Consider the following 18,193-nt stretch of genomic DNA (forward strand, 5'->3'; position numbering starts at 1 on the left):
GATGGACATCCGAGGAGGCGGGCGCGCAGCCGGGAGCGCGGGCGGAGGCGGCACCGGAGGCTCCGGTGGCGTCGCCGGCGGGGGCACCGGCCGCGGCAGCCGGAACCCGTACCAGCTGACGGACGAGTCACCGGTGTACGTCATCTCGGTCGCCGCCCAGCTCTCCGGTCTGCACCCGCAGACCCTCCGGCAGTACGACCGGCTGGGCCTGGTGTCCCCGGACCGCACCGCGGGCCGCGGGCGGCGCTACTCCGCCCGGGACATCGAACTGCTGCGCCAGGTCCAGCAGTTGAGCCAGGACGAGGGCATCAACCTCGCCGGGATCAAGCGCATTATCGAACTGGAGAACCAAGTCGCGGCGCTCCAGGCGCGGGTGGCCGAGCTCCAGCAGGCGGTCGAGGGCGCGGCGATGGCCATGCGCCAGCGCGAGGCCGCGGTGCACGCCTCGTACCGCCGGGACCTGGTGCCGTACTCGGATGTCCAGCAGAGCAGCGCGCTGGTCGTCTGGCGCCCGAAGCGGCGGGGCGAGTAGGGCCCGGGCTCCGCCGCGGTGACGAGATGAACCGTTCCGCCCGGCTGACCGGGTTATTACCCTGCGGCAGGTCCCGCCGCGCCCGGCCCCGCCCGCGCCGCCGGCCGCCCTGTCCTTCCCGCGTGCCCGTTCCTTCCCGCGCACCGTCCCGGGCCCGGAGAGCATCCCGCTCCCGGGCCCGAGGCGTTTGCGGGCCTCGGGCGTTCCCGGCCTGAGCCGTTCCGGACCTCAGGGCCTCCGGACCTCAGGCGTTCCGGGCCGCATCCGCCGGACGGTGTAGGCGCGTGGTGGCCACCCGCTCGGGAAGAAGTAGCACAACCACCGCCACGACCGGACTCCCCGGTTAGGATCCGGACAAGACGGTACGAGTCCCAACCCCGGGCATGCTCCGGGCCGTTACGAGGGTGGAAACCTGTGATCGACCAGCTCGGCGGACCGGTGTTCTGGGGGCTTGTGCTGCTTGCCGTGGCGATGCTGGCCGTCGCCGTCGTCCTCGCGGTGAAGCTGTGGCGCACCTACCGGATGCTGCGCAGCGAGGACACTCCGGTCGGCGACAAGCTCCTGTTCTGGGGCGCGATCGTCTACACCGTCTTCCCCGTGGACCTGCTGCCGGACCCCATCTACCTGGACGACATCGGCCTGCTGCTGGGCGCCCTCCACCACCTGGGCAAGGCCGCCGCGAAGCGCGGCACGGACGCCCGGACACCGGCACCGCGGGACGGCGACCGCACCCCGCCGGCCCGCCCCGCGAAACGGCTCTGATCCGCTCCTGACCCGTCCCTCTCCACCCGCCCGGTCGGGGTCTCACCGGCCGAGGGCACTCCGCAGCCGGGTGAACAGCTCCGGCACGGTGTGCCGCTGATGCCAGGCGATGACGGCGATCGGTATCGCGAAGAGCAGCGGCGAGGCGGCGTTCTCCCCGTCGAAGACGGTCATGGTGATACCGAACGCGCAGATCAGCAGCGCGACCAGCGAGAACGCGGCCAGTCCGGAGAGCAGCGGGATCAACAGCGCGATCCCGCCTGCCAGTTCGAGGACCCCGGTCAGGTACATGAACCAGTCACCGAGGCCGATCTCGTCGAAGCCCTCGGTGGCCGAGGGGTGCGCGATGAGCTTCGGCAGCGCGCTGGCGAAGACGAAGAACAGGCCGAAGACGATCCGGAGCACCAGCACCGTGATCGCCATGGCGCGCCCCTTCCGCGCCCCGCCCGCCGTGCTCCCCCGAACCGTGCCGTCCTGCTGTGCCTGCGTGTCACTCATGACGTTCTCCCGTTCCGCTCTCTCCGTGGTCTGTGCAGGGGTTGACCGGCGGGCGGCCGAAAACTCATCGGTGCGCGCGGAACCCCTGCCGGGGAGGGGAGTTGGCAGACCCCCGTGTCTCCTGCGGACAGTCCAGCACGGGGGACTGACACCGGCGGCGGGCCGCGGTTCAACCGGGCGCGGACCGGCTGATCCTGCACCAGACGACCTTGGACTCGGCGCCGCCGCAGACGTCCGGCCGCACCGGATAGTGCGACCAGCGGTCGGCCAGCGTCCGCAGCAGATGGAGACCCCGGCCGCCCTCGCTGTCGTCGTCGGAGATGCGCAGCTCCGGCGGCTTGGGGTTGGTGTCCCAGACGGACAGCCAGAGGGATTCCCGCGCCCAGCGCAGCCGGAGCTGTGCCTCGCCGTCGGAGTGCACGATGGCGTTGGTGAGCAGCTCGCTCGCGAGGAGTTCGGCCCGTTCGGTCAGCTCGGGCACCTCGTGCGCGGTGAGGGCGGCGCGGAGGGAGCGTCTGGCGACGCCCACGGCGCGCGGGTCGTGCGGGAGTTGCATCCGGTACTCGAAAGGGGCGGGTGTGGGCATGGTGGCCTCCGGGCGTGGGTGCATGCGGTTGAGTGGTGAGCCGTGTCGACCGCGAACGCTGCGCGGCGTACGTACTGACGTGGGGCCTCCGCGGTGGCCTGCCACCGCCCGCCGCCCTCGGCCAGCCCGGGGCAGGGCACGGTGGTGCGCTTCCGGCTGGCCGGAGTCCCGCTGCGTGAGCGGCGCAGTACTGAAAGTAAGTAACAGCCTTGATACGTTGCAAGCCTTATCCGAGATTTCCCCCGAACGGGGTGGGACGGGTATGGAGCGCTCGCAAGGCCCCGTACGTACCGAGGAAGGACCCATGCCGCCGAGGAGCCATCCCACTGCCCGGCAGGAGCGTTTGGGCGCGGAGCTGCGCAAGATGCGCGAGCGCGCCGGGATGACCGCGCGAGAGGCCGGTGAGCTGCTGGGGACCGGTCCCATCCAGATCAGTCACATCGAGGCAGGCCGCATCGGGGTCAGTGAGGAGCGGCTGAGGCGGCTCGCCTCGCACTACCGCTGCGCAGACACCGAGTTGGTCGACGCTTTGGTCTCGATGGCCACGGAACGAGGGCGTGGATGGTGGGAGGCGTACCGGGGTGTCCTGTCGAGCAGGTCCCTGGATCTCGCGGAGCTGGAGCACCGGGCCAGGCGCCTGTGCAGCCTTGAGATCGTCCATGTGCCCGGGATCCTGCAGACAGAGGACTACATCAGGGCGATCCACACCTACGCCGGCCCTCAGCCGACGGCCGACTACCTGGAAGCCGTCGTCGGCTTCCGCCTGCAGCGCGGACAGGCTCTTGTCGGTAAGCCGGCGAATCACTTCTCGGCTGTCATCCACGAGGCCGCACTGCGCATCAGGGTCGGCGATCGCAAGGTGGCTCGTGAACAGCTCGCGTTCCTCCTGGACGTCGCCGAAGGTCCGACTGCGATGGTGCGCGTAATCCCCTTCGACGTCGATGGTTTCGCCGGCTCGGGCTACTCCATGCTCTACGCCGAGGGCCCCGTGGCAGACCTCGACACGGTGCATCTCGATGCCGCTCATGGCAGCGTGTTCCTGCACGCGGAGGCCCAACTTGACGCCTACCGCGAGTTGTTCGAGAAGGCGGCCGACCTTGCGCTCAGCCCTGCCGACTCCCGGAAAATGATCAGCCGAATCGCCCGAGACTTGTGAGGTGCCCATGACCGAATGGCAGAAAAGCTCCTTCTCCGGCAACGGACCGGACAACAACTGTGTCGAAGTCGCTGCTGAGTCCGGGGTGGTCAGCCTGCGGGAGAGCGATGCGCCGGGTGTGGTCGTCACGGCGACGCCCTGTGCTTTTGGAGCGCTGATACGCGGGATCAAGGAGGGCGAGTTCGGCCACCTCCGCTGAGGGTTCACCCGGACGAGTGGCGATGACCCGTTCGGGAGCCGTGCGTCGGATCGTCTACGTAGCGTGACGGTGTTGCTTGTGCCGCAAGGCCGCTCAGCCCACACTTGAGGAGGAGGTGCTGCGCCATGACCGCTGTGCTGTGCGAGAGGACCGAGGCTCCCATGATGACGAGTGAGGCCGAAGTCGATCTCGACGGGGCTCTGTGGCAGGCGTGGAAGACCCTGGAACTCCCCGAGGGCTTCCACGCCGAGATCGTCGAGGGGTTCATCGAGGTGTCTCCCACTGGCCGCAGCCGTCATGGCATCGTCTCCAACCGGCTCCGTCGCCGTGTGGAGAAGTTCCTCGAAGGCAGTGACTGCGCCGCTTACCAGGACATGAACATTCTCCATGGCCGAAAAGTGCTGATCCCGGACGTTTTTGTCGCGCCCGAGGATCTTGAGGAGGCGCTGGACGAGGACGGGCTGGGCGTCTCGGCCGAGTCTGTCGCCCTCGTCGCCGAGGTCGTCTCGCCCGGGCGGGACGCTACCGAGCGGGACCGGGTGCGGAAGCGGAGGGCGTATGCCCGGGCCGGGATTCCGGTCTATGTGCTGATCGACGACTTCGACGGGCACGGCACGGTGACGGTGCTGACGTCGCCCTCCCCGAAGGAGGCCGTCTACGCGGCCGAGATTCGCGTGCCGTACGGCAAGGCGGTGGAGATCCCCGACGGGCCGGCCAAGGGGTTCGCGATCGCTGAGGAGATCACCGGGGAGCCGCTGGACTGACGGCCGGGCTGCTGCTCTCCGGGCTTTCGCGGAGGCGCCTGCCGCATGCGTGACCGGGGTCCGTCGCTCGATCGGAGCGGCGGGCCCCGGTCGTTTGGTCACATCCGGGCTCAAGTCGCGTAATAGGCCAAATGGGTCGATACTGGATGTGTATGGGGCTCAGTCGGCGTGCCGCGGCAGCGGAGCCGATGCCCCGGTGGCGGCGGTAACCGACCGGGTCCGTGCACGGATCGACCCAACCCGGATGGAGATGATCGCCGTGCAACTGGAAATCAAGACCGTCGACAAGCCCGACGAACGCCGGGACTTCCCCCGCGGCCACATCGAAGCCCTGCATCTGACCGGGCTCGACTTCGCCGTGGCGACCTTCGAGCCCGGCTGGCGCTGGTCGGAGTCGGTCGGCCCGGTGGTGGACACCGAGAGCTGCCAGGTGCACCACAACGCCTACATGGTGCAGGGGCGCCTGCGGATGCGGATGGACGACGGTGCCGAGGCCGAGGCCGGCCCCGGGGATGTCGTCGTCTGCCCGCCCGGCCACGACGCCTGGGTCGTCGGCGACGAGGCCGTCGTCCTGTACGACTTCGCCGGCGGGATGGCCGCGGAGTACGCCAAGTCCGGCTGAATCGGCTGGGCCACGTTCGCACAACCTCCAAGGAGCGAGAAATCATGGCCTTTGTGCAGATCATCGAGTACGAGACGACCCGCGAGCAGGAACTGGAGCCGCTGTTCGAGGAGTGGGAGCAGGCGACCGAGGGGAAGCGCACCTTGGCGCGCGAGTTCCACGCCCACGACCGGGACAACCCGAACCACTACGTGGACATCGTCGAGTTCCCGTCCTACGAGGCGGCGATGAAGAACAACTCGCTGCCCGAGACCCAGAGCTTCGCGGACCGGCTGCGCGAGCTGTGCACCACGGAGCCGAGGTTCATCAATCTCGACGTGGTGAGCCAGCACTGAGCACAGCACGTGCCCGCTGAGTCCGCCTCGGGCGCACGGCCATGCCGCCGCGCACAACTCATCCGCAGTTGGCGTGAGCGGCATCTGCCGTGCTCGATCGAGACGCGCTCACGTCCGCGGGCGTCCCGGCGCGCCGGAAGCTGCCCGCAGGAACGCGGTGATGCGCTCCCGCAGCGAGTGCGGGTCGAGGCCGTGCGCGGCCAGGTGCTCGGGGAGGGTGCCGTAGCGGCGCAGTTCGCGGCGGGCCACGCCGAGGCCGAGCACGCGGTGCGGGATGTCGGCGAGGGCTTCACTCGCGGCGGCCGTGGAGGTCCCGGCGAGGTACGGCTCGACGAGGACGACGTCGGAGCCGCCCGCCTTGGTGGCCCGGCGCAGGGCGGGTCCGTCGAAGGGGCGCACGGTGGTGGCGTACAGAACGGTGAGGTCCAGCCCTTCGGTGGCGGCGAGTACGGCGTCGAGCATCGGTCCGACGGCGACCACGACGCCGGAGCGGCCCTCGCGGAGGGTGAGGAAGCGTGCCCCGTCGACGGGCAGGGCGTCGGTGTTGGACTGGACGGACAGCCGGACGTAGACCTTGTCGTCACCGGCCGCGACGGCGTGCCGCAGCAGGGTCTCGGCCTCGTCGGGATGGCCGGGTACGTGGACGGTCCAGCCGTCGAGGGTGTCGAGCAGGGAGATGTCGCCGGGGGCCATGTGGGTGTAGCCGCCGGCGGGCCAGTCGAAGGAGGCGGCGGCGCTGACCAGGACCGCGCCGAGGCCCTGGTGGCCGAGATCGAGCTTCACCTGCTCGAAGGGCCTTTCGACGAGGAAGCTGGCGAAGGTGTGCAGGACCGGCCGCATGCCCGTCAGGGCCAGACCGGCGCCCGCGCCGATGAGCAGTTGCTCGCGGATGCCGACGTTGATCACGCGGTCGGGGTGCCGCCGCCGGGCTGCCGCGAAGCCGTCGACGCCGATCTCGGCGAGGACGACCGCGACGCGCGGGTCCTCGTCGAGCAGGCGGGAGACGACCGGGGCGAAACGGTCGCGCATGGTGTCCACGGGAAGACGTCCTTCCGGATCACGGGGAGGGGCTGCGGGCGGGATTGCTCAGGCCTGTTTGGGCTGGACGCGCGCCACGACGACGTGCGGGCGCCCCGGGTGCGGGGCCGTGAAGGCCGCGTACAGGGCTTCGTGGTCGCGGCCGTCGACGGTGACGGCGGACCAGCCCGCCGCCTCGAAGCGGGCGACGATGCCGCCCGGACGGGCATGCGAGGCGGAGGAGTTGTCGACGACGACGGTGTGCAGCCGCTCCAGCCCGGCGGGGCCGGCGAAGGCGATGGCCTCGTGGTTGCTGCCCTCGTCCAGTTCGGCGTCGCCGGTCAGCACCCAGACGGCCGGATCGGCCAGCCCCTGAGCCCGCAGGCCGAGGGCGGTGCCGACGGCGATCGGCAGCCCGTGCCCGAGGGATCCGCTGCCGATCTCGGCGCCGGGGACCAGGGTGCGGTCGGGGTGGTGGCCGAGTAGGGAGTCGTAGGAGCCGAAGGCGGGGAGCCAGCCGGCCGGGAGGAAGCCCTTGGCGGCCAGCACCGCGTAATACGCCATGGGGCCGTGCCCCTTGGACAGCAGGAACCGGTCCCGTCCGGGGTCGTCCATGCGGTCCGGGGCGACCCTCAGGACCCGGTCGTAGAGCACCCACAGCACGTCGAGGGTGGAGGTCGCGGCGGGCCCGTGCTTCTCGTCACCGGTCATCAGGCCCATCAGATGGTGCAGATGGTGCAGCGGGGGGTGGCCGAGGGCGTCGGGCGCCGGGTGCGGGGGAGAGGCGGTGGTCTTCATACCGCAGATCCTGATACCTCAACTTTAGTTGAGGTCAAGTCCCGGATTCAGGCGTCGGACGACCGGCGCCCCGCGGAGCGGCCCGGGCTCAGCAGTGGCCCATCGCCCGGTCCACCGTGATCTCGACCAGCACCCGCTCGGGGTTCGGCGTGGGCGTGCGCTCGTAGCGCACGGCGTAACGGTTCACCGCGTCGGCCACCGCCTCCGGCTCCGTACGGACCACCGCGCGGCCCTCCAGCGTCGCCCACCGGCCGCGCGAGACCTGGCAGACCGCGACCCGCGCGCCGTCCGGTCCGGCGGCCAGGATGTTGCGGACCTTGCGGCTGGTCTTGCGGGTGATCACCCGGGCGATCCCCTGCTCCGCGTCGAAGGTGACGCCGACCGGCACGACATGGGGGGTGCCGTCGGGGCGGAGGGTGGTGATGGTGCAGAGGTGGCGCTCGCCCCAGAAGGCGAGGTAATCGGGGGTGAGCGTGCTGAGGTCGGTGGCCATGCCGGAGAGCGTATCCGGGGCGCGGAGGGCGGTTGGCCGGGGTTGCGCCCATCGGGCCGGGAACGGCCGGTTCCCTACGGTTCCCGGGATATCTCCCGCGCGTCCGAGGGGGGACGGGAGCGCAGGGTGTGGGGCGGAAGGTGCCGTTCGAGGAGCAGGACGGCGCCCGCGGCCAGGCAGTTGACCGCGCCGAGGGCCGCCCACGGCAGGGAGCGGTGCAGCTCGAACAGGGTGGTGAAGAAGGCGGGCGCGACGATCCCGGCGAAGGTGAAGCTGTACTGGTAGGCGGCCAGATAGCGGCCCCGGGCGGCGAGCGGGGAGACCGCCGTCGCCAGGCCTATCGAGATCGGGGCGTGCATCAGTTCGGCCAGGGTGAAGAGCAGCGTGGCGGCGGCCAGCAGCGGGAACACCCACGACGGCCGGTCCGGGACGAGCCCGGAGTACGCGAAGGACCAGACCGCCCACAGCACGGCCGCGGCCACCAGCACCCGGGTCCGCCGGTACGGGGCGAGCCGCCGCGCCACGGAGGCGGCGAGCAGCGCCACCAGCACCGTATTGCCGACCAGGACCGCCGAGGTGAGCCCGGCGGGGCCGTGCAGCCCGGTCTCCACGAAGGTCGGGAGCGCGAGGGCGAGCATCATGGTGGTCATGGCGAAGATCGTGTTGACGCCGGTCAGGGCGAGGAAGGGGCCGTCCCGGAGCAGGGTGCGGTAGCCGGCGCGCGGGGCTCCCGTACCGTCCGCGCGCCCGCCGGCGCGCACCTCCGCCTCTTCCGTTCCGCCCTCTCCGCCGCCGTCCCCCCGGCCGCGGTGCAGGGGCCTGGGCGCGCGAACGAAGACCGCGATCACCAGGGCGGCCACGGCGAAGCACCCCGCGGCCCCGTACGCGACGGCGCGGTAGGCGTCCGCCCGGCCATCGGCGATGACGAGCCCGGTGAGGAGCCCGCCCGCACCGAACCCCGCCGTGCGGGCCATGGTCGCCCAGCCGAACCAGGTCTCCTTCGTCAGCGCGGACCGGCTGCCGTCCGCGTAGTCGGCGATCGCGGTGAAGACGGCCGACCAGAAGAAGCGGACACCGCTCGCGACCAGCGTGACGGCGAGGAAGACGCTCACCGGCCCGTCGGCCCGGCCGTACGCGAGATAGCCGAGGCCGTGCAGCACCTGCGAGGCGACGACGACGGGGAGCGCGCCGAACCGGTCGGCGAGCAGCCCCGTCCACACGGGGATCGGCAGGGTGAGGATGTTGGCCGTGCTGATCAGCACCCCGAGCGGGCCGACCGGGATGTCGGTGAGCCGGAGGAAGTAGACCAGGGAGAGCGGCAGGAACAGCCCGTTGCCGATCGCGTCGAGGACGAGCGCCCCGATCAGCACGGGCCCGCCTCGGCTCGCCCCGCCGCCGTGCCCTGGACTTCCCTCGGCGGATGCTGCCATGGCCATGGGACGGGGGTCTCCGGGTGCTCGTCGAGGGGTGAGCGGTCGTGGTGGGGCGGGAGTGGTGCGGAAACGGGGGGCGGGGCGGGCGCGACGAGCGACGGTAGTGCCCCGGACCTCTGGGCGCACCTCAATTCGGCTGCGGCGAAGGCGGGTTGGGCGCCGCCACATCGGCGGACCGGCAGGAGCCCAGGCGACGTGCCTTGCGGAGCGGGGTGTCCGGCGGGCGCTTCGGCCCGGGAAGACGAGAGCTCGCCTCAGGCGAACTCGGAGGTGTCCAGGGCGAAGCCGAACGGCTCGGGCAGTGGCATGGGCTTGCCGAAGGACGCGGAGTGCGACTCGGCGTAGTCGGCCTCCTCCGGTTCCTCGAAGAGCGTGACCGTGCCCTTCTCCCGGTCGATCAGGAGGTAGAGGGGGATGCCGGCGCGGGCATAGCAGTGCCGCTTGGCGAAGCGGTCGCCGTCCGGCTTGGCGGAGGTCACCTCGGCGACCATGGCGACGCCGTCGGCGGGCATCCAGGGTTCGGCGCCGCGGAAGAGCCGGAGGTCTCGCGGGGCGAAGGTCGCGTCGGGAATCGCGTAGTTCTTGGGGCACAGTCCGCCGCGGGGCAGGACGAGTCCCTTGTTCCCCGAGCACTGCATGTCGGTTGCCGACCGCCGGTAGACCTGCATGACGACGAGGTCCACGGTGTGCTGGTGGTTGCCGTCGGGTGGTGTGGTCACCGAGATCTCCCCCTCGATCAGCTCGGCCCGGACCCCCTCCGGGGTGCCCAGGGCCAGAAAGCCTTCCCGGAGAAGTTCGTCCCCCGCGGGCGCTGGATCGTGTGCCACGGCCATCGTGCTCCCCTCCCCGTCCTTCCTCGTGCTGCGGCGACCGTACGAGCCGAGGGCGGTCCGTTGTTCGGAAGAGCGGATGAGTTCGCCCGATCGTGGGGCGGAGCGGGTAGCCGCTGACGAGGGCCGAGGTGCTCCGCCGCCCCGCCAATCCGGGCCGGGAGCCGCACCCGCCCCACCCTTGAGTGGGGTAGACTCAACTTAGTTCAGGTGAGCCAGAGCAGGACCCGCAGGAGAGGAGCAGAGGTCACGTGGATGCCGAGCTGACCAACAGGAGCCAGGAAGCGATCAGCGCGGCCGGCCGGCGTGCTGTGTCCGCGGGCAACCCGGACATCACCCCCGTCCATCTGCTGCTCGCGCTGCTCGAGGGCCAGGAGAACGAGAACATCCAGGACCTCCTGGCCGCCGTCGAGGCCGACCAGGCCGCCCTGCGCTCCGGGGCCGAGCGGCTGCTCGGCGCGCTGCCCGCCGTGCAGGGCTCCACCGTCGCCCCGCCGCAGCCGGACCGCGAGCTGCTCGCGGTCGCCGCCGACGCCTCGCAGCGCGCGAAGGAGCTCGGCGACGCCTACATCTCCACCGAGCATCTGCTGATCGGCCTCGCCGCCCAGGGCGGCCGCACCGGTGAGCTGCTCCACCAGCAGGGCGCGAGCGCCGAGAAGCTGCTCGACGCCTTCCAGAACAACCGCGGAGGACGACGCGTGACCACGCCCGACCCGGAGGGCACCTACAAGGCCCTGGAGAAGTTCGGTACCGACTTCACCGCCATCGCCCGCGAGGGCAAGCTCGACCCGGTCATCGGCCGCGACGCCGAGATCCGCCGGGTTGTGCAGGTGCTCTCCCGCCGTACGAAGAACAACCCGGTCCTGATCGGTGAGCCCGGCGTCGGCAAGACGGCCGTCGTCGAAGGGCTCGCCCAGCGCATCGTCAAGGGCGACGTCCCCGAGTCGCTCAAGGACAAGCGCCTGGTCGCGCTCGACATCGGCGCGATGCTCGCCGGCGCCAAGTACCGCGGCGAGTTCGAGGAGCGGCTGAAGACCGTGCTCTCCGAGATCAAGGAGAGCGAGGGCCGGATCATCACCTTCATCGACGAGCTGCACACCGTCGTCGGCGCGGGCGCCGGCGGCGACTCGGCGATGGACGCGGGCAACATGCTCAAGCCGATGCTGGCCCGCGGCGAGCTGCGCATGGTCGGCGCCACCACCCTCGACGAGTACCGCGAGCGGATCGAGAAGGACCCGGCCCTGGAGCGCCGCTTCCAGCAGGTGCTGGTCGCCGAGCCCAGCGTGCAGGACTCCATCGCGATCCTCCGCGGCCTCAAGGGCCGCTACGAGGCGCACCACGGCGTGCAGATCGCGGACTCCGCGCTGGTCGCCGCCGCCACCCTCTCCGACCGCTACATCACCTCCCGCTTCCTCCCGGACAAGGCCATCGACCTCGTCGACGAGGCCGCGTCCCGGCTCCAGATGGAGATCGACTCCTCGCCCGTCGAGATCGACGAACTCCAGCGCGCCGTCGACCGTCAGATGATGGAGGAGGAGTCGCTGCTCGCCACCGAAGTGGGCGACGAGAAGCGCAAGTTCCTCAAGAAGCAGGACCGCGAGAAGGACCTCTCCCCCGACGCCCGCGAGCGGCTGGAGAAGCTGCGCCGGGAGCGCGCCGAGAAGGAGGAGAAGCTGCGCGCCCTGCGGGCCCGCTGGGACAACGAGAAGGCCATCCACACCCGGGTCGGCGAGCTGAAGAAGCGCCTCGACGAGCTGGAGACGGAGCTGGAGCTGGCCGAGCGCAAGGCCCCCGAGACCGGTGACTGGGTCACCCCCGGGCGGCTGCGCTCCGAGGTCATCCCGCAGACCCGCAAGGAGCTGGAGGAGGCCGCCGCCGCGCAGAAGGACCTCCAGGGCGGCGGCATGGTGGGCGAGGAGGTCGGCCCGGACGACATCGCCGGCGTCGTCGCCGCCTGGACCGGCATCCCCGCCGGCCGGCTGCTGGAGGGCGAGACGCAGAAGCTGCTGCGGATGGAGGACGAGCTCGGCAAGCGCCTCATCGGGCAGCAGGAGGCGGTCCGCGCGGTCTCGGACGCCGTGCGCCGCACCCGGGCCGGGATCTCCGACCCCGACCGGCCCACCGGATCGTTCCTCTTCCTCGGCCCGACCGGTGTCGGCAAGACCGAACTGGCCAAGACGCTCGCGGACTTCCTCTTCGACGACGAGCGCGCCATGGTCCGCATCGACATGAGCGAGTACAGCGAGAAGCACTCGGTGGCCCGGCTCGTCGGGGCGCCCCCCGGCTACGTCGGCTACGAGGAGGGCGGCCAGCTCACGGAGGCGGTGCGCCGCCGCCCGTACAGCGTGATCCTGCTGGACGAGGTGGAGAAGGCCCACCACGAGGTCTTCGACATCCTGCTCCAGGTGCTGGACGACGGGCGGCTCACCGACGGCCAGGGGCGGACGGTCGACTTCCGCAACACCATCCTCGTCCTCACCTCCAACCTCGGCTCGCACTATCTGGTCGACCCGGCGATCAGCGAGGAGGACAAGAAGGCGCGGGTGCTGGAGACCGTACGGTCCTCCTTCCGGCCCGAGTTCCTCAACCGCCTCGACGACCTCGTGGTCTTCCACGCCCTGGGCACCGGACAGCTCAAGCGGATCGCCCAGCTCCAGATCGAACACCTCCAGCAGCGGCTGACCGACCGCCGGCTCACCCTGGACGTCAGCGAGGACGCCCTGGAGTGGCTGTCCCGGCTGGGACACGAGCCGAAGGCCGGGACCGCCGGTGCGGAGGGGGCCGGGGCCGCCGAGGCCGGGCCGGATCTGTCGTACGGAGCGCGGCCGCTGCGCCGGCTGGTCCAGACGGCGATCGGTGACCAGCTCGCCCGGGAGATCCTGTCCGGCACCGTCCGGGACGGCGACACCGTACGGGTCGACGTGTCGGAGGACGGCCGCGGCCTGACCGTCGGCGCGGCCGCCCGGACCGGGACGGACGGCTGAGGCGGCGCCCGGCCTGACACGCCGGGTGCCGGATCGGCGGCCCGGGCTTGCCAGCCCCCGCCCGCAGTGGGGGAGGATGGCAGAAATCGTCTGAAGGGAAATCCACGGTGAGCATCGACCCGTCCTCGATTCCGAATTTCGGGGGCCAGCAGCCCGAACAGCAGCCGTCGGGGCCGCCGCCCGGTCCCGTCGTCCCCGATCAGGACCTGGTCAAGCAGCTTCTGGAGCAGATGGAGCTGAAGTACGTCGTCGACGACGAGGGTGACCTCGCCGCGCCGTGGGAGCAGTTCCGCACGTACTTCATGTTCCGCGGTGAGGAGGAGCAGCAGGTCTTCTCGGTGCGGACGTTCTACGACCGGGCCCACGAGATCGGCACCAAGCCTCAGCTGCTGGAGGCGATCGACGACTGGAACCGCCGCACCCTGTGGCCGAAGGTCTACACCCACACCAATGACGACGGCACCGTCCGTCTGATCGGTGAGGCGCAGATGCTGATCGGCGTCGGCGTCAGCCTGGAGCACTTCGTCTCCAGCACGGTCAGCTGGGTGCGCGCCTCGATCGAGTTCGACAAGTGGCTCGTCGAACAGCTCGGCCTGGAGGCCGAGGTCGAGTCCGCCGAGCCGGAGGACAAGAAGGACGACGGCCAGGCCTGACCACGCCCCGCCGCTCCACGGCACCACAGCACCACAGCACCACGCGAGCCCGGCCCTCCCGGCCGGGCTCGTGCGCGTTCCCCGGGCCTGGTGCGGCGCACGCCCCGGCGCCCGGCACACGGCCCGCGCCGTCTCAGCCCTCCCGCAGGCACCCCAGCCGCTCGACCGCTTCCGCCAGGACCTCGGTCCGCTTGCAGAACGCGAAGCGGACGAAGGGCGCGCCCTCCTCGCGGTGGTCGTAGAAGACGGCGTTGGGGATCGCCACGACTCCGCAGCGCTCCGGCAGCGCCCGGCAGAAGGCGAAGCCGTCGTCGAAGCCGAGCGGCCGGATGTCGGTGGTGATGAAGTACGTGCCCGCGGGCCGGTAGACGGTGAAGCCCGCCTTCGCCAGGCCGTCGCCGAGCAGGTCGCGCTTGGCCCGCAGATCGTCGCGCAGCCCGTCGAAGTAGCTCCGCGGCAGCCGCAGCGCCTCGGCCACGGCGTACTGGAAGGGCCCCGCCGAGACATAGGTCAGGTACTGCTTGGCGGAGCGGACGGCGGTGACCAGCTCCGGCGGGCCCGTCACCCAGCCGACCTTCCAGCCGGTGAACGAGAAGGTCTTCCCCGCCGAGCCGATGGTGACCGTGCGCTCGCGCATCCCGGGGAACGCGGCGAGCGGCAGGTGCTCCCCGTCGAAGACCAGGTGTTCGTAGACCTCGTCGGTGACGACCAGCAGATCGCGCTCGCAGGCCAGTTCGGCGATCGCGGTCAGCTCCTCGCGGCCCAGGACGGTGCCGGTCGGGTTGTGCGGGGTGTTGAGCAGCAGCAGCCGGGTGCGGCCGGTGACGGCGGCGCGCAGCTCGTCGAGGTCGAGCCGGTACGCACCGCCGTCGGGACGGAGGGTGACGGGGACGCGGGTGCCACCGGCCATCGCGATGCAGGCGGCGTAGGAGTCGTAGTACGGCTCCAGCGCGATCACCTCGTCCCCCGGTTCGAGGAGGGCGAGGAGGGCGGCGGCGATGGCCTCGGTGGCTCCGGCGGTGACGAGGACCTCGCGGTCCGGGTCCCAGGCGAGCCCGTAGCGCTCGCGCTGGTGATCGGCCACGGCGGTCCGCAGCTCGGGGATGCCGGGGCCCGGCGGGTACTGGTTGCCCTTCCCCTCCCGCAGGGCGCGGACGGCGGCCTCGCGGATCTCCTCGGGGCCGTCGGTGTCGGGGAAGCCCTGGCCGAGATTGATGGAGCCGGTGCTGAGCGCCAGCGCCGACATCTCGGCGAAGATCGTCGTCCCGAACTCGGCCAGGCGGCGGTTGAGCGGTGGTCTTCCCATGCGGCCCATGGTCCCACGGGCGGGTGCGCGTGCGGCCTGTGCGGCCGGCTCCGCCGGCGGCGCCGGGGGCTGCCACGGCGCCTGGTCCCGGGGGGCGTTCACCCGGTGCGTCCGCGCCGGGGCGCGTCCTCCGGCGCCGAACCTCTGGATTTGCTCAACTCTGCTTTCGCCTCCTGACGCGACGGGCATCTCCCCCGCACAGTGCGAGCGGGGGCTCGCTTCGGGGGACGAGAAGGGGGAGTCGCGTGATGGGAATCGTGGTGTTCGGGGTGCTGGTCGCCGTGGTGCTGGCGGCGGTCGCGGGGGCACGGGGCCAGTCCGGGCGCGACCGGGGGCGCAAGCGGACGCGGGGGCGGAGCGGCGGAGGAGACTCCGGGAGCTCCGGCAACTCCTGGTGGGCCGGCGACAGCGGTTCGTCCGGTGACGGTGGTGCGTCCGGTGACGGTGGTGCGTCCTGCGGGGGCGGTTCCTCGTCCTGCGGCGGGGGAGGCGGCTGCGGCGGAGGCAGCTGACCGCGGGGAGAGCACCGCGGGGGCGCCCGGCCGCGCGCCGGGTGCGGGGGGAGGGAGTGACGCCGACCGGCACGGGGCGGTCGGCGTCACTTTCGCGGCCACGGCCGGGTCATGCGTCTGGCCCATACCACCTCGCATATGCCGTGGACCGTATTCAACATCGTTTTATCGCATAGTTTTTGAACTGGTGAACAGCACAACCCCCTGGGGCATGGAAACCCGTCGAAGATGGGTAAAAACGCTGTGGGCACCGTGCACTTCATGATTCCGTATTCATCGGAACACCCCACGTGGGCACGAGCCGGCGAGTGATCTTTCTTGGGTCCTCCTCCGAGGCGGGCCGGCCCACCATCCACTGCGTGCTTGCGGAGCCGACCCATGCTCACCACTCTCGAAACCGCTTATTCCGACACCCGCGCAGCCGATCTCGCCTGGTGTCTCGGCAAGGAGGCACTGCCCGCGCTGGCCGTCCTCGATCTGCGGCTGGGCCCGGCGGAGGTGCAGTTGCGCCTGCTCGGGGCCTCCCATCAAGTCATCCTCAGGGAAGGGGAGAGCCTGTGCTCCGAGACGGTCGCCTGCATACCCGGCAGCAGCACCCCGCTGCCCCTCGGAGCCGCCGAGAGCATCGGCGGCTGGGAGTACGAGTTCGCGGCGCGCGTCGAGACGCTGTCGCGCGGGTCGTTCGCCGGCCGGGCGCAGGAGCTGCTGGCCCTGGTGGCCGACCATCCCAACGGCCTGGCCGGGACCTTCCCCGGCGATCCGCACGCCTTCACGGCGATGCTGGTCCAGCGGTGCGAGGGCCGGGTGCGGTGGCGCACCTGGCACGCGTATCCGCAGGAGGGGGCGCTCGTCACCACGCGCACCCAGGTCGGCGCCCGGACGATGGCCCCCCTGTAGTGCGCCCCCGGGCGCCCTTCGAGACAACCCTTGTGGGTGACAGGGCCGTTCACGCGGCTCACGTAGCGTTCCCCGCATGATCGATTCGCCTGAGCCACGGCTCCTGTCCCGCGCGGTCGCGCCGGACGAGCCGGAGACCCCGGTGCGGCTGCCCGTACCGGCCGGGCTGGGACGACTTCTGGTGCTGGCCGCGGTCTTCGTCTGCGCCGCCTGCGGACTGGTGTACGAACTCGAACTGGTGGCGCTGGCCTCGTATCTCTTCGGTGACTCCGTCACCCAGGCGTCCGTCGTGCTGTCCGTGATGGTCTCCGCCATGGGCGCCGGCTCGCTGCTCGCCAAGCGGCTGCGGTGCCGGGCCGCGGTGGCCTTCGGACTGGTGGAGGCGGTGCTCGCGCTGGTCGGCGGCTGCTCGGCCATCGCGCTGTACGCCTCCTTCGTCTGGTTCGGCGGCTCCCATGCCGTACTGGTCGGCTTCTCGCTCGTCATCGGAGTGCTGATCGGGGCCGAGGTGCCCCTGCTGATGACCCTCATCCAGCGCGTCCGGCGGCAGGACGCGGGCGGGGCCGTCGCCGACCTCTTCGCCGCCGACTACATCGGCGCGCTGGCCGGCGGGCTCGCCTTCCCCTTCCTGCTGCTGCCGCTGCTGGGCCAGCTGAGCGGTGCCCTGCTGACCGGGGCGGTGAACGCCCTGGCCGGCGGGGCGCTCGTGCTGTGGCTGTTCGGCCGCGATCTGACCACCCGGGGCCGGTGGGTCCTGATCACGGCGAACGGCGCGGTGCTCGCGGTCCTGGCCGCCGGAACGTTCCTGGTGCCCTCCTTCGAACGGGCCGCGCGGCAGGCCGTCTACGGGGAGGACGTACGGGTCGCCATACGAACGGACTACCAGGAGGTGGTCCTCACGGGGGGTCCCGACGGGGCCGGCGGTGGTGCTCCGCTCTCGCTCTTCCTCGACGGCCGGCTGAGATTCAGCGGACGCGACGCCTGCCGCTACCACGAGGCCCTGGTCCACCCGGCCATGGCCGGCCCCCGCGCCCGGGTGCTCGTGCTGGGCGGCGGGGACGGCCTCGCCCTGCGCGAAGTGCTGCGGTACCCGGACGTCCGTTCGGTCACCGTGCTCGCGCCCGACCCCGGGCTGCTGCGGCTGGGGCGCAGCGATCCCGGGCTCTCCCGGCTGAACGGGCGCTCCCTCGCCGACCCGCGGGTGACGACGGTCACCGGGGACGTCTTCGGCCGGCTGCGGACGGGCACGGCGGCCGCGGGCCCGTACGACGTGATCGTCTCGGATCTGCCCGACCCCGGCATCACGGCCAGCGCCAAGCTGTACTCCCAGGAGTTCTACGGGCTCGCGGAGCGCGCCCTCGCGCCGGGCGGACGGCTGGCCGTGCACGCGGGCGCCCCGGACACCCACCCCCGGAGCTACTGGACGGTCGACGCGAGCCTGCGGGCGGCCGGGCTGCGCACCTCGCCCTACGCGGTCGGCGGCCGGCGGTCGGCCTACGCCGCCGGCCCGGACCGCTCGGCGGCGGCCGAACACCCGCCCCGCACCTGGGGTTTCGTCCTCGCCGCCCGTGAGCCGGAGCGCCCGCGCCTGGCGCCCGACGCGCCCGTACCGCTCACGCTGACCCCCGGCACGCTCCGCTCCGCGGAGCGCACGGCCGAGAAGTTGCGGGTCCCGGGGGCGCGGGCGTCCACGCTGACCCACCCCCGGCACTGAGGCCCTCCGTTCCCCGCCGTTCCGCCGGAACGATTCACCCCGCGCGGGGCGGGTCGGGGCCCCCGGCGGGCCCGGCGGGCGGTCCGGGCACGGGCGCGCCGC

General features: G+C 71.8%; 20 protein-coding genes. 12 read left to right on the forward strand and 8 right to left on the reverse strand.

Annotated elements, in window-relative coordinates:
• The first annotated feature begins 1 nt into the window (after position 1).
• Together LIX60_RS16190 and LIX60_RS16195 are read left to right on the forward strand one after the other, a co-directional pair.
• On the forward strand, positions 2-532 hold the full coding sequence (locus tag LIX60_RS16190) for a heat shock protein transcriptional repressor HspR (protein WP_227959038.1): 531 nt from the start codon (positions 2-4) through the stop codon (positions 530-532).
• Positions 533-946: 414 nt separating this feature from the next.
• Positions 947-1,294 carry a YkvA family protein gene (locus LIX60_RS16195; RefSeq protein ID WP_227959039.1) on the forward strand — a complete coding sequence of 116 codons (348 nt, stop codon included), beginning with the start codon at positions 947-949 and terminating at the stop codon, positions 1,292-1,294.
• A 42-nt stretch (positions 1,295-1,336) separates the two neighbouring features.
• On the opposite strand, the gene LIX60_RS16200 is transcribed toward LIX60_RS16195, so the two are convergent.
• The gene (locus LIX60_RS16200; protein ID WP_227959040.1) at positions 1,337-1,792 is read right to left on the reverse strand and encodes a DoxX family protein; all 456 of its coding nucleotides are present in this window, start codon (positions 1,790-1,792) and stop codon (positions 1,337-1,339) included.
• A gap of 169 nt (positions 1,793-1,961) precedes the next feature.
• Entirely contained in the window at positions 1,962-2,378 is a 417-nt protein-coding gene (locus LIX60_RS16205; protein WP_227959041.1) for an ATP-binding protein, read from the reverse strand.
• Between the two features lie 304 nt (positions 2,379-2,682).
• Here LIX60_RS16205 and LIX60_RS16210 point away from each other — a divergent pair, with 304 nt between their 5' ends.
• From LIX60_RS16210 to LIX60_RS16230, 5 genes are all read left to right on the forward strand, one after another.
• Positions 2,683-3,534: a helix-turn-helix transcriptional regulator gene (locus LIX60_RS16210; protein ID WP_227959042.1), complete on the forward strand. Its 852-nt coding sequence runs from the start codon at positions 2,683-2,685 to the stop codon at positions 3,532-3,534.
• Positions 3,535-3,541: 7 nt separating this feature from the next.
• Positions 3,542-3,733, forward strand: coding sequence for a DUF397 domain-containing protein (locus LIX60_RS16215; protein ID WP_227959043.1), 192 nt, complete (start codon positions 3,542-3,544; stop codon positions 3,731-3,733).
• A gap of 125 nt (positions 3,734-3,858) precedes the next feature.
• Entirely contained in the window at positions 3,859-4,497 is a 639-nt protein-coding gene (locus LIX60_RS16220; RefSeq protein WP_227959044.1) for a Uma2 family endonuclease, read from the forward strand.
• A 250-nt stretch (positions 4,498-4,747) separates the two neighbouring features.
• Positions 4,748-5,119, forward strand: a complete 372-nt coding sequence (locus tag LIX60_RS16225; RefSeq protein ID WP_374117980.1) for a cupin domain-containing protein — start codon at positions 4,748-4,750, stop codon at positions 5,117-5,119.
• A 44-nt stretch (positions 5,120-5,163) separates the two neighbouring features.
• A complete protein-coding gene (locus LIX60_RS16230; protein ID WP_227959046.1) occupies positions 5,164-5,454 on the forward strand; it encodes a hypothetical protein in 291 nt (96 codons plus the stop codon).
• A gap of 108 nt (positions 5,455-5,562) precedes the next feature.
• Here LIX60_RS16230 and LIX60_RS16235 read toward each other — a convergent pair whose 3' ends face one another.
• From LIX60_RS16235 to LIX60_RS16255, 5 genes are all read right to left on the reverse strand, one after another.
• Positions 5,563-6,492 carry a transketolase family protein gene (locus tag LIX60_RS16235; protein WP_227959047.1) on the reverse strand — a complete coding sequence of 310 codons (930 nt, stop codon included), beginning with the start codon at positions 6,490-6,492 and terminating at the stop codon, positions 5,563-5,565.
• A gap of 48 nt (positions 6,493-6,540) precedes the next feature.
• Positions 6,541-7,191, reverse strand: coding sequence for a transketolase (locus LIX60_RS16240; RefSeq protein WP_227962794.1), 651 nt, complete (start codon positions 7,189-7,191; stop codon positions 6,541-6,543).
• A 166-nt stretch (positions 7,192-7,357) separates the two neighbouring features.
• Complete coding sequence (locus LIX60_RS16245; protein WP_227959048.1) at positions 7,358-7,762, reverse strand: pyridoxamine 5'-phosphate oxidase family protein; 405 nt, start codon at positions 7,760-7,762, stop codon at positions 7,358-7,360.
• 74 nt (positions 7,763-7,836) lie between these two features.
• Positions 7,837-9,198: an MFS transporter gene (locus LIX60_RS16250; RefSeq protein ID WP_227959049.1), complete on the reverse strand. Its 1,362-nt coding sequence runs from the start codon at positions 9,196-9,198 to the stop codon at positions 7,837-7,839.
• A 251-nt stretch (positions 9,199-9,449) separates the two neighbouring features.
• Complete coding sequence (locus LIX60_RS16255) at positions 9,450-10,028, reverse strand: Uma2 family endonuclease (RefSeq protein ID WP_227959050.1); 579 nt, start codon at positions 10,026-10,028, stop codon at positions 9,450-9,452.
• Between the two features lie 248 nt (positions 10,029-10,276).
• On the opposite strand from LIX60_RS16255, the gene LIX60_RS16260 reads away from it, so the two are divergent.
• Together LIX60_RS16260 and LIX60_RS16265 are read left to right on the forward strand one after the other, a co-directional pair.
• Positions 10,277-13,009 carry an ATP-dependent Clp protease ATP-binding subunit gene (locus tag LIX60_RS16260; RefSeq protein WP_227959051.1) on the forward strand — a complete coding sequence of 911 codons (2,733 nt, stop codon included), beginning with the start codon at positions 10,277-10,279 and terminating at the stop codon, positions 13,007-13,009.
• 107 nt (positions 13,010-13,116) lie between these two features.
• Complete coding sequence (locus tag LIX60_RS16265; RefSeq protein WP_227959052.1) at positions 13,117-13,662, forward strand: YbjN domain-containing protein; 546 nt, start codon at positions 13,117-13,119, stop codon at positions 13,660-13,662.
• A 133-nt stretch (positions 13,663-13,795) separates the two neighbouring features.
• Here LIX60_RS16265 and LIX60_RS16270 read toward each other — a convergent pair whose 3' ends face one another.
• On the reverse strand, positions 13,796-14,968 hold the full coding sequence (locus tag LIX60_RS16270) for a pyridoxal phosphate-dependent aminotransferase (RefSeq protein WP_227959053.1): 1,173 nt from the start codon (positions 14,966-14,968) through the stop codon (positions 13,796-13,798).
• Positions 14,969-15,213: 245 nt separating this feature from the next.
• Here LIX60_RS16270 and LIX60_RS16275 point away from each other — a divergent pair, with 245 nt between their 5' ends.
• The 3 genes from LIX60_RS16275 to LIX60_RS16285 all read left to right on the forward strand — a co-directional run bounded on the left by LIX60_RS16275 (position 15,214) and on the right by LIX60_RS16285 (position 18,091).
• A complete protein-coding gene (locus tag LIX60_RS16275; RefSeq protein ID WP_374117865.1) occupies positions 15,214-15,480 on the forward strand; it encodes a hypothetical protein in 267 nt (88 codons plus the stop codon).
• 378 nt (positions 15,481-15,858) lie between these two features.
• Positions 15,859-16,377 (forward strand): DUF2617 family protein, encoded by a 519-nt coding sequence (locus tag LIX60_RS16280; RefSeq protein WP_227959054.1) that lies wholly within the window; start codon positions 15,859-15,861, stop codon positions 16,375-16,377.
• 76 nt (positions 16,378-16,453) lie between these two features.
• Entirely contained in the window at positions 16,454-18,091 is a 1,638-nt protein-coding gene (locus LIX60_RS16285) for a polyamine aminopropyltransferase (RefSeq protein WP_227959055.1), read from the forward strand.
• The last annotated feature ends 102 nt before the right edge of the window (positions 18,092-18,193 follow it).

The organism is Streptomyces sp. S07_1.15 (assembly GCF_020739505.1).
Lineage (GTDB): Bacteria > Actinomycetota > Actinomycetes > Streptomycetales > Streptomycetaceae > Streptomyces > Streptomyces xinghaiensis.

Coding starts and splice junctions, on each gene's coding strand:
- LIX60_RS16190 (WP_227959038.1), top strand. CDS start 2: ATGGACATCCGAGGAGGCGGGCGCGCAGCCGGGAGCGCGGGCGGAGGC.
- LIX60_RS16200 (WP_227959040.1), bottom strand. CDS start 1,792: ATGAGTGACACGCAGGCACAGCAGGACGGCACGGTTCGGGGGAGCACG.
- LIX60_RS16205 (WP_227959041.1), bottom strand. CDS start 2,378: ATGCCCACACCCGCCCCTTTCGAGTACCGGATGCAACTCCCGCACGAC.
- LIX60_RS16210 (WP_227959042.1), top strand. CDS start 2,683: ATGCCGCCGAGGAGCCATCCCACTGCCCGGCAGGAGCGTTTGGGCGCG.
- LIX60_RS16215 (WP_227959043.1), top strand. CDS start 3,542: ATGACCGAATGGCAGAAAAGCTCCTTCTCCGGCAACGGACCGGACAAC.
- LIX60_RS16220 (WP_227959044.1), top strand. CDS start 3,859: ATGACCGCTGTGCTGTGCGAGAGGACCGAGGCTCCCATGATGACGAGT.
- LIX60_RS16225 (WP_374117980.1), top strand. CDS start 4,748: ATGATCGCCGTGCAACTGGAAATCAAGACCGTCGACAAGCCCGACGAA.
- LIX60_RS16230 (WP_227959046.1), top strand. CDS start 5,164: ATGGCCTTTGTGCAGATCATCGAGTACGAGACGACCCGCGAGCAGGAA.
- LIX60_RS16240 (WP_227962794.1), bottom strand. CDS start 7,191: ATGGGCCTGATGACCGGTGACGAGAAGCACGGGCCCGCCGCGACCTCC.
- LIX60_RS16245 (WP_227959048.1), bottom strand. CDS start 7,762: ATGGCCACCGACCTCAGCACGCTCACCCCCGATTACCTCGCCTTCTGG.
- LIX60_RS16250 (WP_227959049.1), bottom strand. CDS start 9,198: ATGGCCATGGCAGCATCCGCCGAGGGAAGTCCAGGGCACGGCGGCGGG.
- LIX60_RS16255 (WP_227959050.1), bottom strand. CDS start 10,028: ATGGCCGTGGCACACGATCCAGCGCCCGCGGGGGACGAACTTCTCCGG.
- LIX60_RS16270 (WP_227959053.1), bottom strand. CDS start 14,968: ATGGGAAGACCACCGCTCAACCGCCGCCTGGCCGAGTTCGGGACGACG.
- LIX60_RS16280 (WP_227959054.1), top strand. CDS start 15,859: ATGCTCACCACTCTCGAAACCGCTTATTCCGACACCCGCGCAGCCGAT.
- LIX60_RS16285 (WP_227959055.1), top strand. CDS start 16,454: ATGATCGATTCGCCTGAGCCACGGCTCCTGTCCCGCGCGGTCGCGCCG.